The sequence below is a fragment of the Parabacteroides sp. AF17-3 genome (assembly GCF_003635445.1).
GTDB classification, from domain to species: domain Bacteria; phylum Bacteroidota; class Bacteroidia; order Bacteroidales; family Tannerellaceae; genus Parabacteroides; species Parabacteroides goldsteinii.
This window is the reverse complement of record NZ_QTMM01000013.1, coordinates 28,760-46,421: the sequence shown is the minus strand read 5'-3', so window position 1 is coordinate 46,421 and position 17,662 is coordinate 28,760. Positions and strand designations below refer to the sequence as shown.

The following is a 17,662-nucleotide window of genomic DNA, read 5'->3' as shown; positions in this document are numbered from 1 at the left end:
GTTGCAGATAAAAAATCATCTACAATTACCAACCTATATCTACCACTATTTTCCGTTTTTACAACTAACAATCGAAAGATCTTCCTGCTCGCCGGATACATCATAAACATTATTCTTCATCGAATACGCTGTTTGAGAGAATCAACCAACCTGTTTCCATTTGTTTCCTGCTGAAGAAACAAGAGTTTATACGACACAAAACTTTTATTTCACCACATAGAAACTTTAATTTTTCAGGTACAAAACAAAAGTTTTTCATGCAATAAACTATTTATTCGTTCCTTATCCTCCACCCATCGTTGCCTGCCAAGAAACAAACGTAAATTCTACTTTCACTCAATAACTAAGAATAATGATGTATATAAATATCAGTCTTCAGGCGAATACTGGCACTTCTTTTCAGAAAAACAAATAAAAAGTTACAAAATAAGCTTATAGTGGTAGATAACTGATATTAGTTGTAGATATATTTTCACCTGCAACCACTATATAATATATTTATTTTCAATTAAATCATAGCATAGTTGTAGATATTGTAGATAATAAATATAATTTATTAGAATAGAAAAGCTATAAATAATAAATTAATGAAATATAGTAAAATCAATATCCGATAAAGTAACTACGTTCCTAAAATATCCCAAGAACATACTTTTATTATAAACATAATAATTACATTTGCAATAAAAAGAAAATATGGATATAGCAGTGACGAATCCTTTTGTCGTAGGAAGGTATATTTCCGACAAGTATTTCTGTGATCGTGAACAAGAAACGGACTTTTTGATTAAACAGATTGAGAATGGCCGCAATGTAGCTCTGATTTCTCCTCGTCGCCTAGGGAAAACAGGGCTGATAAATCACTGTTTCCGTCAGAAACAAATCAAGGAAAGTTATTATACTTTTTTTATTGATATCTATGCAACGACCTCACTGGCTGAATTTGTCTATTTATTGGGAAAATCTATTTATGACGAACTAAAACCTTTGAAAACGTCTTGGAGCGAAAAGTTCTTTCAAATAATAACTTCATTACGCGTTGGATTTAAACTGGATGCATTGACGGGAGAACCCGGCTTCGATATCGGATTGGGAGATATTCAGACGCCACAAATCACACTGGATGAGATTTTCAACTATTTAGAATCAGCAGACAAACCTTGTATTGTGGCGATAGACGAATTTCAGCAAATAGCCGGTTACGAAGAGAAAAATGTCGAGGCTCTGCTACGTACGAAAATTCAGCAATGCAGCCATACCATGTTTATTTTTGCCGGTAGTAAACAACATCTTATGAATAATATGTTCAATTCGCCCTCAAAACCATTCTATCAAAGTTCCATAGGTATGGGATTGAAAGCTATCCCACAAGAAACTTATATCAAGTTTGCAAATCGTATGTTTGAGGAACGTGGGAAACATATTGAAAGGACGGTTACTGAGAAAGTTTATTCGATGTTTGCCGGTTATACCTGGTTCGTTCAAATGATGATGAACGAATTATTTGCCCTGACTGCTCATGGAGAATGGTGTAAAACAGATAAGATCGAAACAGCACGAAAAAATGTTATCCAAACACAAGACAGCCTTTACCGGGAAATATTAGCAAACCTTGCAACCAAGCAAAAACAGGTACTGCAGGCCATAGCTAAAGAACAGGAGGCACAAGGCATAACATCTTCTGCCTTTATTAAGAAATACAATTTACCTTCTGCCAGTTCCGTACAAGCGGCAGTCAAAGGATTGATGGAGAAAAACCTTATCACGCAAACAGATGGTGTTTATCGTGTATACGACTATTTCTTTGCCGATTGGTTGGCTACCGAATATTAAGGAGCGCTGATGACCAAAACAATCTACGCTCCCTAATAGCCTGCCTTCCTTTACTTCTTCGCCTTCGCCATCTCCAACGCATGCGTTGTCACATAATACTTGGCGATCATGTTCGGGACTTCCCAGTCCGGCAATTTTCCGTCCTGCAAATATTGCAGATAATTTTCCATCACCTGTCCGAAATGGGCTTCATGCCCTACCCTGTATGTTGCAGGGATCTGAACTTGCCATACATTATCCGAAACCTTATCCAAAGCAACTCCCGGATATTTATCCGCCACGGTCGACATGGCAGCAGCCAGTTCCTTTTCATAAGCAGCCAGATCGATATCAGGCAATGCCTCGATATATAATTCCGGTTTATATCCCTGCTCCTGTCCCTGACGGATAATCAAGTCGGCCTTACTTCCCTTCATGACAGAGAAATGAGTATCACCACCTCCTTCAGGGAAAGTATAATTCCAGATAACTGAAACTTTGGCCGTTACCCCTTTGATCTTATATACGATATCACCATTACAATATACTTTCAATGTATCGTTCTCCACATCCTTTTTCAGGAAATCAGGATAAGCATCCGTGCCTGTCACCTGCTTAAATTCCTCCGGACTGATTGAAGTTGTCCAACGGTTCGCATCGACCAATTCGATATCTTTTTTATAATCGATGATCTGTTCAGGAAAAGCCTCCCACTGAACGAGATCTACCAGGTGAGTTGTTACATCCACAATACCTTCCCCCTGCTGAGTTACATCAAAATACCACACTGGACGGGTCAGTGGTTTGTTATCCACCAGCTTAAACAAATGATGCACACTTTCCTTTACGATAGCCGGCTCGTCGGGAGAACCTTTCAGCTGTTCACCATATATCGCCGGAATTGTTGAAAGCTCACGCTGTAACATCGTTGTAATCTCATTCCTTTCAGTCATAATGTCATACAACAGGACGTTCTTTTGCCTAGCAATATCAAAACACTCTTCCAGTAATTTAAAATTCTGGCTATTGATTGCCATAGGCTTGTCAGACAGCACATTGATACCGGCTTCCAGTGTCTTCTTTATATATTCTGTCTTCTTACCGTTGTTACCGGCCTGAATCATGACATTACCCTTCTTCTCGGCAAGCATTTTTTCAAGATAATCGGTACCTGTATAAACAATTTCATTCCACAGTGTCGGATTCTCCGCACGAGTGTTAAATCCTTCGATACGCTTCAGGTGTTCGTTTACATCGAAACCTGTGGGAGCGTACACATAAACATCCTTGGAAACTTGTGGATAAGAGACTTTTTGTACCAGTGCTGCATGAAAATGTCCGGGATCGAGCGTTATCAGTTTCACCTCGCCCGGTGCGCCGGTAAACCCTTCTGCGTGTTCCTTCTTAGAGGAACACGCCGTTCCCAATAAAAGTGTAGCCATGGTAAAAACAAGATAGTTTTTCATTTTATATACGATTTAATTAATAATATTCTCCACCTTCGGTCTAAAATTATACAAGAATCACTTCTATGCCACAAAGATAAAAATATATCGTTTTAACATCTGCCGTATTGTCATTATTTCTGACAGCAAAAACAATTCGGAACCGTTCATTGTTACTTTGGCATACGTTTTGTATACTAATTGGTGCAACTCGACAAGAGAAAAAGCAAAGACGAAAAATAATAACAATTAAAATAGTAGAAAATTATGGGAAAAATTATTGGTATCGACTTAGGAACAACCAACTCATGTGTTGCCGTACTGGAAGGTAACGAACCGGTTGTTATTGCAAACAGCGAAGGTAAAAGAACGACTCCTTCAATCGTTGCATTCGTTGAAGGCGGCGAACGTAAAGTTGGTGATCCCGCAAAACGTCAGGCTATCACCAATCCGGAAAAAACTATATTTTCTATCAAACGTTTCATGGGTGAAACTTACGACCAGGTTCAGAAAGAAATCAACCGCGTACCTTATAAGGTAGTACGTGGCGATAACAACACTCCGCGTGTGGATATCGAAGGCCGTCTGTACACTCCGCAGGAAATTTCAGCAATGGTTCTTCAGAAGATGAAGAAGACTGCTGAAGATTATTTAGGACAGGAAGTAACAGATGCAGTTATCACTGTTCCGGCTTACTTTAGCGATGCTCAGCGTCAGGCTACAAAAGAAGCCGGTGAAATTGCCGGTCTGAATGTTCGCCGTATCGTGAACGAACCGACTGCCGCATCTCTGGCTTATGGTCTTGACAAGACCAACAAAGATATGAAGATCGCCGTATTCGACCTTGGTGGCGGTACATTCGATATTTCAATCCTTGAATTGGGTGACGGTGTATTTGAAGTAAAATCAACAAACGGTGATACTCACCTGGGTGGTGATGACTTCGACCACGTGATTATCGACTGGCTGGCAGAAGAATTCCTTCGTGAAGAAGGCGTTGACCTGCGCAAAGACCCGATGGCTTTGCAACGTTTGAAAGAAGCTGCTGAAAAAGCTAAGATCGAATTGTCAAGCACAACAAGCACAGAAATCAACCTGCCGTATATCATGCCGGTTAACGGTATTCCAAAGCACTTGGTTAAAACATTGACACGTGCTAAATTCGAACAGTTGGCAGACAGCCTGATCCAGGCTTGTATCGAACCGTGCCGTCAGTCATTGAAAGATGCAGGTTTGAGTACTTCCGATATCGACGAAGTAATCCTGGTAGGTGGTTCTACACGTATCCCGGCTGTACAGGCTATCGTTGAAAAATTCTTCGGCAAAGCTCCTTCCAAAGGTGTTAACCCGGATGAAGTAGTAGCTGTAGGTGCTGCAATTCAGGGTGGTGTATTGACCGGTGAAGTAAAAGACGTATTGTTGTTGGATGTTACTCCGCTGTCTCTGGGTATCGAAACAATGGGTGGCGTGATGACTAAGCTGATCGAAGCCAACACAACAATCCCGACTAAGAAATCGGAAACATTTACAACAGCTGTCGACAACCAGCCGTCTGTAGAAATCCATATCCTGCAGGGCGAACGTTCTCTGGCTAAGGATAACAAATCAATCGGCCGTTTCCATCTGGACGGAATACCTGCTGCACAGCGTGGTGTACCTCAGATTGAAGTTACTTTCGATATCGACGCAAACGGTATCCTGAACGTATCTGCAAAAGATAAAGGAACCGGTAAAGTACAGAGCATCCGTATCGAAGCATCCAGTGGTTTGAGCGACGACGAAGTAAAACGCATGAAAGACGAAGCTGCAGCCAATGCTGAAGCCGACAAGAAAGAAAAAGAACGTATCGACAAGCTGAACCAGGCTGACAGTATGATCTTCCAGACTGAAAAACAGTTGAAAGACCTGGGTGACAAACTTCCGGCTGATAAGAAAGCTCCTATCGAAGCGGCATTGAATAAGCTGAAAGAAGCTCACAAGGCTCAGGATATTGCAGGTGTCGATGCTGCCATGACTGAACTGAATACAGTATTCCAGGCTGCAAGCCAGGAAATGTACAATGCTCAGAATGCTCAGGGCGGTGCACAACCGGGACCTGATTTCGGACAGCAACAGGCCAACAACAATGCTGGCGGAGCTAAGGACGGTGGCGTAACAGATGTTGACTTCGAAGAAGTGAAGTAAGATAGATTACATTTTCCACATAAGATGAAGAGCGATTGTCGGATTAATTTCTGGCAGTCGCTTTTTTTTACCAAAACACAACTCACACCCTCTACGTATTTCCTAAAAAGAACGGCTACCAGGTTTCTTCCTGATAGCCGCTCTTTTTTTTCAATAACTCTATGACTCAGAGAATCGAAAAAGCATCTGCATCCTTCCACGCCGGGAATTTAGCACGCAATTCCTCCAAATCACTCTTATTTAATGTACAGGTACGAGTTATTTCCTCCCGTTTGCCGGCATCTGCCAGTTTCTTTCCTTTCGGAGAGAAGATCATGGAATCGCCCCGGTAAGTAAACCCTTTACCATCGATACCCACCCGGTTCACACCGCACACATACGCCATATTTTCAATGGCCCTGGCAGGCAACAATGCTTTCCATACCTTTTTACGGGGTTCAGGCCAGTTTGCTACATATATTAATAGATCATACTCATTATCCACGTTGCGGCTCCACACCGGGAAACGGAGATCATAACAAACCTGCAAACAGATATTCCAGTCTTTATACTTTATTACCGTACGTTTATCGCCAGCGGTGAAATGCTTATCTTCAGCAGCCATCCGGAATAAATGACGTTTATCATAATAATATTCGTCCCCTTCCGGCGTGATAAAGAAAGCACGGTTAAAATATTTTCCGTCTTCTTTCGCAATAAAACTACCGGCGACAGCCAGATTATATTTAGCGGCCCATCCCTTTATAGTCGGGACAGTCGGGCCATCCATCGTATCTGCCAGCTTTTCCACCTCCATGGAAAAACCGGTTGTAAAGGTTTCGGGAAGTACGGCAATATCCGTTTTCCCACTCACACGCCGGAGTAATTCTCCGTAATAACCAAGATTCTCGTCTCTGTCTTCCCAAATGATATGGGATTGAATCATACTGATACGTAAGCTGTCTGCCATAATAGTAAATTAAACTTTTACGAAATTTTCCGGATGACAAGCTGTCACATCCCGGTAACTTTCACGAATTGTACGAATATCCTTTTCTGCATCCCCGGTCGGATAAAACAATCCTTTAAACCCGGCTTCCTTCTTTGCATAATCAAAATAAGCGATCATGATAGGAACCTGTGCCTTTTCAGCAATATAATAAAACCCTTTCTTCCATTCTTCCACCTTTTTACGTGTACCTTCCGGTGTCACAGCCAGCTGAAAAATTTTGCGTTTATTAAACACCTCAACCATCTGGTCGGTTACCGAAGTCCGTTGATGACGGTCGACAGGCACACCACCCAGCCACGAAAACAATATATTGAACGGAAAAAAGAACCATTCTTTTTTGATTAGAAAACTGGCGTTACGCCCTAATGCCGTATAAAACAACTTTCCGACAATAAAATCCCAATTGCTGGTATGCGGGGCAACGCATATCACACATTTAGGCACATCTTCGCCAACTGGTCCCAGTTTCCATCCGGCCATGCGAAGAAGTGCCTTACAGATCGCTTTCTTCATTATTTTTCTTTACTTAGCTCTCCTATTTCGTTAGCAATAGCGTCGACTTCTGTCTGCAAATCAACTCTAAGTTTACGATAATACTCTTTTACCAGTGTTTTGTTGTCTTTGGCATCCGGAGTTCCGGCACGACGGATAAATTCATCCTGCATATCCAGTATCCTTGTCAACAGAACATCAGCTTTATCTCCCTCTACTCCAGGAATAAATAGCTTACAAACTAATACTTCAGAAAACAGTTCACCTGCTACATAGCTGATTTCTTTCTTTAAAATTCTTCTTTTAGCCATAATTTTCGCATTAAAATATCTACAAATCTACAAAATCCTTTATTAAATAACTCACACCGCAGGAAAAAAGATAAAAATAATGTATCTTTGCAGCTTCAAATTCTCTGATTATAAACAAAATCGTTTATGGATACAAAGACAACAACGCCAGAATATCTCTTTGAAAGCAGTTGGGAAGTCTGTAATAAAGTGGGAGGGATCTACACAGTGCTGTCTACAAAAGCGCACACCCTGCAACAGATGTTTAACGATAAAGTGGTATTTATCGGACCTGATGTGTGGGGACCCGCTAACGCTCCGGACTTTATCGAAGATGATGCTCTGTTTGCTGATTGGAAAAAACATGCAAGAACCACTGACAAACTAAAAATGAAAGTCGGACGCTGGAACGTACCTGGTACTCCTCCGGTGGTATTAATCGACTTCAAGCCTTTTTTCAGTGATCGGGACGCTTTCTTTTACTCCATGTGGGAAAACTTCAGGGTAGATTCGATGCACGCTTATGGCGACTATGACGAATCCTGTATTTTTGCCTATGCAGTAGGAAAAGTGATTGAAAGTTTCTACAACTTCTATAATCTTTCCGATAAGAAAGTTACAGCACTGTTCAATGAATGGATGCTGGGTATGGGAGCGCTTTATATCAAAAAGCAAATCCCCGCCATTGCAACCCTGTTCACTACTCATGCTACATCTATCGGCCGTTCCATTGCCGGCAACAACAAAGCATTATATGCTTATATGGACGGATACAACGGCGACCAGATGGCGAAGGAACTGAATATGGAGGCCAAACATTCGCTGGAAAAGCAAACCGCTCACCATGTGGACTGTTTCACGACAGTCAGCGATATCACTGCCCGGGAGTGTAAGCAATTACTGGACAAGGCTCCGGATATTGTTACCCCGAACGGTTTTGAGCCCAACTTCGTTCCCGAAGGAAAAGAATATACCAAGAAACGTGCAGAAGCTCGCAAGACATTGATCAATGTAGCCGAGAAATTACTGGGATGTCCCATCTCTCCGGATGCATTGCTCGTATCGACCAGCGGACGGTATGAATACCGCAACAAAGGGATCGATGTCTTCATCGAAGCCATGAACCGTGTACGCAATTCAGGAGAATTGCAACGTGAAGTCGTTGCCTTCCTGATGGTTCCGGCCTGGGTCCGCGACGCACGCGCCGACCTGAAAGAGGTGATTGAAAAAAATATTCAGACCACCTCTCCCATGCAAATGCCTTTTATTACCCACTGGCTGAATCTGATGGATCAGGACAAGGTATTAAATTATATCTCACACGCAGGATTCACAAATCAGGCTTCCGAAAAACTGAAAATAATATTTGTGCCCTGTTACCTGGACGGACGCGACGGAATCTTTAACAAGCCCTATTACGATCTGCTGATCGGTATGGACGCAACTGTATATCCGTCATACTACGAACCCTGGGGATACACTCCACTGGAAAGTGTTGCCTTTGGCATACCGACAGTAACGACCAATCTGGCCGGCTTCGGCCTTTGGGCGGAAAAAAGTGTCTCCGGCAAAAACATCAGCGAAGGTGTGGCTGTTATTGAACGGACAGACTTCAACTATTTCGATGTTGCTGATGCTATCACTGCTTCAATCCTCTCACTCGTCAAGAAAGACAAAAAAGAAGTTGAAGAAATACGCAAACGCTGTTTTAAACTGGCAAAGCAGGCTGAATGGAGTAAATTCATTGTTTTCTATCAAAAAGCTTTCAGCGACGCATTGGAAGCTGCAACTAAAAGAAACAGTTAAACATAGCTCATAATTAGCAAGATAATTCTATCTTTGCCACAGTTTTTTACATCTTATTAAAAGTTGAATCATTTTAAATCTCACAATAATGAAAATCAAGGCGAATAACGCAAACAGTCCGATCTGGAAGGACGTTTATTCACATTCGATGCTTCCCGAAGCATTACAACCCTTACACGAAATGGCTACTAATTTGTGGTGGGTATGGAATCATGAAGGAGCTAAATTATTTGGAAAAATCGACAAAGACCTTTGGGTATCTACGGAAGGTAACCCGGTGCTTTTACTCCAAAGCTTATCATTCAAACGTATTGAAGAAATCCAGGCCGACAAAGTATTGATGGCCGAAATCCAGGAAGTTTACGCCAGCTACAGAAAATATGTGGACGTAAAACCGGATGCTACTAAACCGTCTGTTGCATATTTCAGTATGGAATACGGACTCACCAACGTGTTGAAAATATACTCCGGTGGTCTGGGTGTTCTGGCAGGTGACTACCTGAAAGAAGCCAGCGACAGTAACATCGATCTGACAGCTGTAGGTTTCCTGTATCGTTACGGATACTTTACACAATCACTGTCTATGGACGGACAGCAGATTGCAAACTACGAACCGCAGAACTTCAACTCTTTACCTCTTTCTCAGGTAATGCAGTCAAACGGCGAACCAATGGTATTGGAAGTACCTTACCCAGGCAGAACCGTATATGCTCATATCTGGAAAGTAAGCGTAGGACGTGTTCCTTTGTATCTGATGGATACAGACATTCCTCAGAACAGTGAATGGGACCGTTCAATCACTCACCAGTTATATGGCGGCGACTGGGAAAACCGTATGAAACAGGAATATCTGTTAGGTATCGGCGGTATCCTGATGCTGGATAAACTGGGTATCAAAAAACAGATCTATCATTGTAACGAAGGCCACGCAGCATTGATCAATGCTCAGCGTCTGGTTAACTATATCCAGAACGACGGACTTACTTTCAATCAGGCATTGGAAGTTGTACGCGCTTCTGCTCTTTATACAGTACATACTCCGGTTCCTGCCGGACACGACTATTTTGACGAAGGCCTGTTCGGTCGCTACATGGGTGAATTCCCCGGTAAGCTGGGTATCAGCTGGCAGGAATTTATCGATATGGGACGCGAAAACCCGGGTTCTAACGAAAAGTTCTCTATGAGTGTATTCGCTTTGAATACTTGCCAGGAAGCAAACGGCGTAAGCTGGTTGCACGGAAAAGTATCACAACGCATGTTTGCTCCGGTATGGAAAGGATATTTCCCGGATGAACTGCATGTAGGATATGTAACTAACGGCGTACACATGCCGACATGGGCTTCTACAGAGTGGAAACGTTTCTTCCACCAGCGTTTCGGTGAAAAATTCTTTGAAGACCAATCCAACAAAAAACTTTGGGAAGCTATCCAGAACGTCAACGATGACGATATCTGGGAACTGCGCAAAACTCTGAAGAATAAACTGATCGAATACATCAAAGGCCAGTACAAACAGAGCTGGTTGAAGAATCAGGGAGACCCTGTAAAGGTTGTTTCTATCCTTGAAAAGATCAACCCGAATGCGTTGCTGATCGGTTTCGGCCGTCGTTTCGCCACTTATAAACGTGCACACTTATTGTTCACAGACCTTGACCGTTTGGCTAAGATCGTAAACAATGAAAAATATCCGATCCAGTTCGTATTTACCGGAAAAGCCCACCCGGCTGACGGCGGCGGACAGGGATTGATCAAACATATCGTAGAAATCTCACGTCGTCCGGAATTCCTGGGTAAGATCATCTTCCTCGAAAACTACGACATGCGTCTGGCACGTCACCTGGTTGCCGGTGTCGACGTTTGGTTGAACACTCCGACTCGTCCGCTGGAAGCATCAGGTACATCCGGTGAAAAAGCAGAGATGAACGGTGTACTGAACTTCTCCGTACTTGACGGATGGTGGTACGAAGGTTATAAAGAAGGCGCTGGTTGGGCATTGACCGACAAGCGTACTTACGAAAACCAGCAGTATCAGGATCAGTTGGATGCCGCTACGATCTACCATATATTGGAAACAGAGATCATCCCGACTTACTATGCTAAAAACAGCAAGGGATACTCTCCCGAATGGATCCAGTATATCAAGAACTCAATGTCTCAGATCGCTCCTGACTATACAATGAAACGTATGTTGGACGACTATATCAGCCGTTTCTACAGCAAACTGGCTAACCGTTCCGCTCATTTGCGTGAAGGTAACTACGCTGAAGCCAAAGCTATCGCAGCATGGAAAGAAGAAGTGGCAGAACATTGGGACAGCTTCCAGGTTGAATCATTCACTTGCAGCAAGGATCTGGCTATCGACGGACCGGTTGTCGGCAAAGAATATTCATTCAATCTGGTAATCGACCGCAAAGACCTTCAGGGAATGCTTGGAGCTGAAGTGGTTGTGACCAAAGAAAACTCGGAAAATCATCAGCTTGAATTGCTTTATACAAAACCGTTCGTGCTGAAGAAAGAAGAAGGTTCTAAACTGTTCTTTGAATTGAAAACAACTCCGAGCGAAGCTGGTGTTCATAAAATGGGCTTCCGTGTTTACCCTGTAAACAAAGAATTGCCTCACCGTATGGACTTTGCTTATGTTCGTTGGATTCAGTTATAATAAACAGTTATAGCAAATATGAAAAAGGATGCTTCCATAACGGGGGCATCCTTTTTTCATATTTATTTAATATCCAGGATTCTGTGTCAGATTTCTATTCAGGGAAAGTATATTTTCGGGAATCGGAAAGACAGTCGTATAACCACTGCTTTCTCCCGGTAACTGCGGACGGCTGCTATAGGTCCGTGTAAAAAGACCAAAACGGACCAGGTCCTGCCTCCTCCACCCTTCCCAGGCAAATTCCAGTTGACGTTCGGCCAGTATATTATTTAAAGTAGCCTGACGGTCCGGCATTCCGACACGGGAACGGACCTGATTCAACTCTGCATCCCCGTTTCCCCCGTTACGGACCAATGCTTCACTTTTCATCAGCAAAACATCGGCATAACGGAACAGCACAATATCATTATCCATCAGCTTCCCGTCTTTAGTCGCCGTTTTATCGATTGCATATTTCTTCATACGGGCACCCGCCACCTTCTCAAACGGTTTGCCGGATATATCCACATCGACCTTCCAGGGCAGATATTCCAACACCTGCCCGGTATCGAGCCGAACGGTATCCCCATTCAGATCAAGCACAACACCGGCAAAATAGCATTTACTGAAACGGACATCGACCGAATCTGTATCATAACCGAAAGTCCGGAGCGCTTCAATTGTAGCGGCAGAGCCATTCTCACCGGATAATCCGTAAGCCTTCGCATGATTATAATGACGGGAGCGAAACAGGTATTGCATCTGGTTCGTATAAAAATTCTTATCCATCGGAATCGTAAAGATATTCTCTACAGAGGTTTCGTTAAATACGGAAAAGTTCTCTTCATAAGTACGTGACAACTGATAACCAAGCGCTGTTATGGAATCGCAATAAGCGATCACGGTTTCCCACGCATTCAACCGTTGACCGCCGACTTCAAAAAACACACTTTTTCCATCCGGCTGACTTCCGGCCGTCCAGTTATTATTTGTGTAAACTTCGGCATTCAAAGCCAGTTTAGCCAACAGAAAATAAGCAACCGGACGTGTCAAACGCCCGTAATAGTCACCGAGCTGGTTACTACGCTCCGCACTTAGCAACGGTGCTGCTTCCTGCAATTCTTTTACCACAAGTTCAAACACTTCCTGCCGGGTACTCTGCTTTACATCTTTCATCGGAGTGGATGACGACAATACAAGCGGAACACGTCCGAACATATCCACCAGGTAATAATAATACATGGCCCGGAAAGCACGCACCTCAGCCATATAAGCCGGGATATACCGGTTGTTCGTCTGCTTATAAAATTCGTCCAGACGTTCCAAAGACTTATTGCTCAACACAATCACCTTATACAAATACTCCCAGGTCGCCCGTATGGCATCACTGCTGACACCCCATTTATGCAGAAACAAACCTTGCCAGAAACCACCGTCATACCAGTCACCGCCACGGGTCGGAAGGATCGCCTCATCCGTCGTAAAGGTATTCAGGTCATATACTCCCCGGTAAGTTCCCTGTAATCCCTGGCTATCGCTGTAACCACCTACATAATTATAAAGCGTTGCAACCGTGTTCAGGTAGACCGAAGTGGCATTATCATAGGCTTCCTCTTCCGAAATTTGATCTCGCGGATTCTCTTCCAGGAACTTACTACAGGAAAGAAAAGTAAAACCGCACAAAATATAGGATAGTAAAACTAACTTCTTCATCACTACTAATTATTAAAATTGAAAACTCAAACCGACCGTATAAGAACGGTAAACCGGATAATTCCGCTTATCGTCTATCCCCAGCGTATTATTCACAATATAACTATTGATCATAGGAGTCAGGCCGGAATAGCCGGTGATCGTTGCCAGATTATTGACAGAACAGGACAACCGCAGGTTCTGCACATATTTCTTCCACTTGCCCAGCGGGACATTCCATCCCACGGTCAGATAGTCAAAGTTGATGTAATCACCTTTCTCCAACCAGTAATCCGTTGCCGTCTGATCCTTTATATTCTGTTCCGGAGCACCTTGCATCACATTGTAATCGGGGAAACTGCCCATATTCATATAAGTAAGGGAAGTCCCGTTGTATATCTTATGCCCGAAGGCTCCGTTTATCTGTAAAGAGACATCGAACTGCTTGTAGCGGAAACTGATATTCGATCCCAGCATCGTCTTGGGAGTCGCCTGTCCGGCAATGTAACGGTCTTCGCCATCTTCCAGATTCACACCATCGCCATTCAGGTCGGCAATCTCATATCTGTAACTACCATCCTCCTGCTGTGTCAGCCCGGTACAATGAGGAAGATAAAAGACACCTAAAGGCTGTCCGACAATCTGATAGACGATATGGTTATAACCTCCGTGGAAACCTGCGCCATTCAGATCGGAGATACTGGTATATTCCGGTGCCGACATCTGTTCGCCTTTGTACATACCGCTCAGGGACAGGAGTTTGTTCTGCTGGAAAGTAACGTTGACATTGATGCTCAATTCCATATCTTTCGTTTGCAAGGGAGTAACGCCGAAACCCAGTTCGACACCGCTATTCCGCATCGAACCGAGGTTTGCCAACAGTTTATTGTAGGCAAAAGGCGGAACGCTCACATCATAAAGATAAAGCATATCGCTGGTCTTCGAATGATAATAATCGACAGTCATCAACAGACGGTTACGGAAGAAACCGACATCTATACCTGCATTCACGGTACGTTTTACTTCCCACTTCAGGTCGGGGTTGGCATTCCGGATTACGCCCATCGTTACCGTCGGACTGCCTCCTACCGATACCACGCCATTGGGTTTCACCAGTTGCAGGGAGTTATAAGAATCGATCGCATCCTGATTACCGGAAAGACCGTAGCCGGCACGCAGTTTCAGATTATTCAGAAAAGTGAACTGTTTCATAAAATCCTCCTCCGTGATTATCCAGGCAGCCGAGACAGAAGGAAAGAACCCCCATTTATTATTCTTGCCGACTTTGGAGGAAGCATCCGCACGGGCATTGACCGTCGCCACATATTTTCCGGCATACATATAGTTGACACGTCCCAGAAAAGAGCTCAACCGTGGGTCTTCATAATAAGAGTTCGTTCCCTCCCAAAGACGTACGGCCCCTGCCTGCAAATTATTATATCCGAATTTATCCGTTGAGAAATTCGTAACAGTCGTATAAAATCCGGTCAGGATATTCTTCTGAGCTTCCGCCAGTCCAAGTGCATCCAGGTGATGCTTTCCCCAATCATTCGAATAACTCAGCAACAGATTACCCAGCAGGTCTTCCATTTTCCTCTCTCCTTTATAGGCTTGTCCGTGCGCCCATACCGTGGTCGGCAGATACTGGGAGTTATCTATTATATTATATGTATAGGAACCGAAGGCTGAAAACTTAACCTGTTTGCTCAGATTGACCGTAAACTTCAGATGGGTATTGAAATGGGCATTCGAATCATCATCTTTCACCTCCAGCCAGGCAAGCGGATTGGTAATCTGACTGGCATTGGTTACCCCGTTCCATGCTCCGGTCTGCTCGTCCCGATGGTTCGGGAATGTCGGATTAAACGCGGCAGCCGAATAGAAAGTCTTCTGGATATCATTCAGATAACGGTTCTTTTGCAGGGAACCGAAGACACCCAGGTCTATCTTCAACCGATCATTGAAAGCACGCTGGGCGATATCCAGTTTAACGGTAAAGTTCTGGAAATCGTTTGTCCGTACCACGCCATCCCGGTCCATAACACCGAGGGAAGCACGATAGTTGGACGTTTCAGAGCCTCCTCCCAAAGCTATATGATGATTCTGCACAATCCCGGTCCGGGTTATTTCATCCGGGAAATTCGTATTATAACCCAGATCCAGTATGTCGATATTACGTTCGGAAGCCACCGCCCGGAAATCGTCTCCCGACAGCATCTTCATATTCTTATAGACAGCCTCCACCCCGAAACTACCATCGTAACTGATACTGAAAGCGCCGCCTTTCCCTTTCTTCGTCGCCACCTCGATCACCCCCGAAGCACCACGCGAACCGTACTGTGCCGTCTCGGAAGCATCTTTCAGGATAGTGAAACTCTCGATATCCGCCGGATAAATGGAACTAAGCGTATTCAGGTCGGAAGAAACGCCATCGATAATGACCAGCGGGTCGTTCCCTCCGGTCAGCGAAGTCGTTCCCCTCACCCGGACAGCACTCAGTGCAGCCGCCCTGTTTGCTCCGGTAGAGATACTGACCCCCGCCGCCTGTCCGCTCAAAGCGTTCAGCGAACTGGAGACAAATCCCTTGTTCATACGTTTTTCGGAAACTTTATCAACAGAACCGGACATGGTCCGCTGATTCCCCGTTGCATATCCAACGGCTATCTCATCATCCAGCCGTATGGAATCAGGCACAACCATCCTGAATGTATCCGTCGGTAACGGAGCGACCTGCGCCTGCCCTTCAATCCCCCGGACAGCTAATAAAAATATCGGAAATATGAATAAAGAAGAATAGAACTTAACCATATGCATATCGATTTAAGATTGTGAACCCCTTTTCAATAAAAACTACCGACCGCAAGCGATTGTTCATAAATATAATAAATGTTTTTAAATCAATGCTTATTTCTGTAATATTACTTGTATTGGCAGGTTCAGAATTAATCAGATATGAATTTAAACTATAACATATCCCCACTGCTATGGGGATATTCCCCCATTGTAATGGGGATTATTCCCCTCCTATAGGGGGAAAATTCCCCACACAAATAAAAAAAGTGGGGAATTTCTTACGATGACTCAAATAGTATCAGAAGCGAGTCCATTCTTTCTAAACAAGCCTTCCCCCTGTCCCCCATTTAGTGATAATTAATAGTCCTCGCAAATAAATTATTTACGGAAATATTTCTTTATTCAGCAATACATTGTACCTTTGTCCTCGTTAAAAAAGAAAGTATTATTATAAGTAATAACATATAAAACTTATTATTATGTCTAAAGTAACAGTTGTTGGCGCCGGTAATGTAGGTGCTACTTGCGCAAATGTTCTTGCCTTCAATGAAGTGGCAGACGAAGTTGTAATGCTTGATGTTAAGGAAGGCGTTTCCGAAGGCAAAGCAATGGATATGATGCAGACAGCTCAGCTGCTGGGTTTCGATACTACAGTTGTAGGTTGCACAAACGACTATGCTCAAACAGCAAATTCTGATGTTGTTGTTATCACTTCAGGTATTCCCCGTAAACCGGGTATGACTCGTGAAGAGTTGATCGGTGTAAACGCTGGTATCGTGAAGAGTGTAGCTCAGAACATCCTGAAATATTCTCCGAATGCAATTATCGTAGTTATCTCTAACCCGATGGATACAATGACTTACCTGTCATTGAAATCTCTGGGCTTGCCGAAAAACCGTATCATCGGTATGGGTGGCGCATTGGATAGCTCTCGTTTCAAATATTTCCTGTCTCAGGCATTAGGATGCAATGCTAACGAAGTAGAAGGTATGGTAATCGGTGGTCACGGTGATACTACAATGATTCCGTTGGCTCGTCTGGCTACTTACAAAGGTATCCCTGTAAGCAAACTGCTGAGTGCTGAAAAATTGCAGGAAGTTGTTGCTTCTACTATGGTTGGTGGTGCTACACTGACAAAACTGTTGGGTACTTCTGCATGGTATGCACCGGGTGCAGCAGGAGCATTCGTTGTTGAATCTATCATCCACAATCAGTGCAAAATGGTTCCTTGTTCAGTTTATCTGGAAGGAGAATACGGCGAATCAGATCTTTGTATCGGCGTTCCTGTTATCCTGGGTAAAAACGGTATCGAAAAGATCGTTGAACTGGAACTGACAGCTGAAGAAAAAGAATTGTTCGCTAAGAGCGCTGCCGCTGTTAAGGGAACAAACGCTGCACTGAAAGAAGTAGGTGCTTTATAATCAAGAAACAAACTCGTTGATTATATAGTAAAGAGGATAGCTCCATAGAGGTTATCCTCTTTTTTTATGAGAATATATATAACTTTGATTTTACCTTT

At 43.5% G+C, this 17,662-nt stretch carries 11 protein-coding genes; 5 read left to right on the top strand and 6 right to left on the bottom strand.

Going from position 1 to position 17,662, the window contains the following annotated elements; genetic code table 11:
- Window positions 1-696 precede the first annotated feature (696 nt).
- Window positions 697-1,833 carry an ATP-binding protein gene (locus DWW91_RS17285; RefSeq protein WP_122328433.1) on the top strand — a complete coding sequence of 379 codons (1,137 nt, stop codon included), beginning with the start codon at window positions 697-699 and terminating at the stop codon, window positions 1,831-1,833.
- Between the two features lie 50 nt (window positions 1,834-1,883).
- Here DWW91_RS17285 and DWW91_RS17280 read toward each other — a convergent pair whose 3' ends face one another.
- Window positions 1,884-3,278, bottom strand: a complete 1,395-nt coding sequence (locus DWW91_RS17280; RefSeq protein ID WP_122328432.1) for a putative oxidoreductase C-terminal domain-containing protein — start codon at window positions 3,276-3,278, stop codon at window positions 1,884-1,886.
- 246 nt (window positions 3,279-3,524) lie between these two features.
- Here DWW91_RS17280 and dnaK point away from each other — a divergent pair, with 246 nt between their 5' ends.
- Window positions 3,525-5,441, top strand: coding sequence for a molecular chaperone DnaK (gene dnaK / locus DWW91_RS17275; protein WP_007653744.1), 1,917 nt, complete (start codon window positions 3,525-3,527; stop codon window positions 5,439-5,441).
- Window positions 5,442-5,607: 166 nt separating this feature from the next.
- Here the strand turns inward: dnaK and DWW91_RS17270 are convergent, their stop codons facing one another.
- The 3 genes from DWW91_RS17270 to DWW91_RS17260 are packed head-to-tail and all read right to left on the bottom strand — an operon-like array spanning window position 5,608 to window position 7,235.
- The gene (locus tag DWW91_RS17270) at window positions 5,608-6,390 is read right to left on the bottom strand and encodes an amidohydrolase (protein ID WP_007653745.1); all 783 of its coding nucleotides are present in this window, start codon (window positions 6,388-6,390) and stop codon (window positions 5,608-5,610) included.
- A 9-nt stretch (window positions 6,391-6,399) separates the two neighbouring features.
- A complete protein-coding gene (locus DWW91_RS17265; protein ID WP_046147772.1) occupies window positions 6,400-6,945 on the bottom strand; it encodes a lysophospholipid acyltransferase family protein in 546 nt (181 codons plus the stop codon).
- Window positions 6,945-7,235 carry a hypothetical protein gene (locus DWW91_RS17260; RefSeq protein ID WP_007653753.1) on the bottom strand — a complete coding sequence of 97 codons (291 nt, stop codon included), beginning with the start codon at window positions 7,233-7,235 and terminating at the stop codon, window positions 6,945-6,947. The genes DWW91_RS17265 and DWW91_RS17260 overlap by 1 nt, the downstream gene beginning before the upstream one ends.
- 126 nt (window positions 7,236-7,361) lie before the next feature.
- On the opposite strand from DWW91_RS17260, the gene DWW91_RS17255 reads away from it, so the two are divergent.
- Window positions 7,362-9,020: a glycosyltransferase gene (locus tag DWW91_RS17255; protein WP_007653756.1), complete on the top strand. Its 1,659-nt coding sequence runs from the start codon at window positions 7,362-7,364 to the stop codon at window positions 9,018-9,020.
- Between the two features lie 88 nt (window positions 9,021-9,108).
- A complete protein-coding gene (gene glgP / locus DWW91_RS17250; protein ID WP_010800339.1) occupies window positions 9,109-11,679 on the top strand; it encodes an alpha-glucan family phosphorylase in 2,571 nt (856 codons plus the stop codon).
- Between the two features lie 66 nt (window positions 11,680-11,745).
- Here the strand turns inward: glgP and DWW91_RS17245 are convergent, their stop codons facing one another.
- Window positions 11,746-13,371: a RagB/SusD family nutrient uptake outer membrane protein gene (locus DWW91_RS17245; protein WP_122328431.1), complete on the bottom strand. Its 1,626-nt coding sequence runs from the start codon at window positions 13,369-13,371 to the stop codon at window positions 11,746-11,748.
- A 12-nt stretch (window positions 13,372-13,383) separates the two neighbouring features.
- Window positions 13,384-16,050, bottom strand: coding sequence for a SusC/RagA family TonB-linked outer membrane protein (locus tag DWW91_RS17240; RefSeq protein ID WP_233584517.1), 2,667 nt, complete (start codon window positions 16,048-16,050; stop codon window positions 13,384-13,386).
- A 572-nt stretch (window positions 16,051-16,622) separates the two neighbouring features.
- On the opposite strand from DWW91_RS17240, the gene mdh reads away from it, so the two are divergent.
- Window positions 16,623-17,564, top strand: coding sequence for a malate dehydrogenase (mdh, locus tag DWW91_RS17235; protein WP_007653761.1), 942 nt, complete (start codon window positions 16,623-16,625; stop codon window positions 17,562-17,564).
- The last annotated feature ends 98 nt before the right edge of the window (window positions 17,565-17,662 follow it).

What these genes read in the sequence shown, in the direction of transcription:
- DWW91_RS17285 (WP_122328433.1), top strand. Translation starts at nt 697, where the DNA reads ATGGATATAGCAGTGACGAATCCTTTTGTCGTAGGAAGGTATATTTCC.
- DWW91_RS17280 (WP_122328432.1), bottom strand. Translation starts at nt 3,278, where the DNA reads ATGAAAAACTATCTTGTTTTTACCATGGCTACACTTTTATTGGGAACG.
- dnaK (WP_007653744.1), top strand. Translation starts at nt 3,525, where the DNA reads ATGGGAAAAATTATTGGTATCGACTTAGGAACAACCAACTCATGTGTT.
- DWW91_RS17270 (WP_007653745.1), bottom strand. Translation starts at nt 6,390, where the DNA reads ATGGCAGACAGCTTACGTATCAGTATGATTCAATCCCATATCATTTGG.
- DWW91_RS17265 (WP_046147772.1), bottom strand. Translation starts at nt 6,945, where the DNA reads ATGAAGAAAGCGATCTGTAAGGCACTTCTTCGCATGGCCGGATGGAAA.
- DWW91_RS17260 (WP_007653753.1), bottom strand. Translation starts at nt 7,235, where the DNA reads ATGGCTAAAAGAAGAATTTTAAAGAAAGAAATCAGCTATGTAGCAGGT.
- DWW91_RS17255 (WP_007653756.1), top strand. Translation starts at nt 7,362, where the DNA reads ATGGATACAAAGACAACAACGCCAGAATATCTCTTTGAAAGCAGTTGG.
- glgP (WP_010800339.1), top strand. Translation starts at nt 9,109, where the DNA reads ATGAAAATCAAGGCGAATAACGCAAACAGTCCGATCTGGAAGGACGTT.
- DWW91_RS17245 (WP_122328431.1), bottom strand. Translation starts at nt 13,371, where the DNA reads ATGAAGAAGTTAGTTTTACTATCCTATATTTTGTGCGGTTTTACTTTT.
- DWW91_RS17240 (WP_233584517.1), bottom strand. Translation starts at nt 16,050, where the DNA reads ATGGTTGTGCCTGATTCCATACGGCTGGATGATGAGATAGCCGTTGGA.
- mdh (WP_007653761.1), top strand. Translation starts at nt 16,623, where the DNA reads ATGTCTAAAGTAACAGTTGTTGGCGCCGGTAATGTAGGTGCTACTTGC.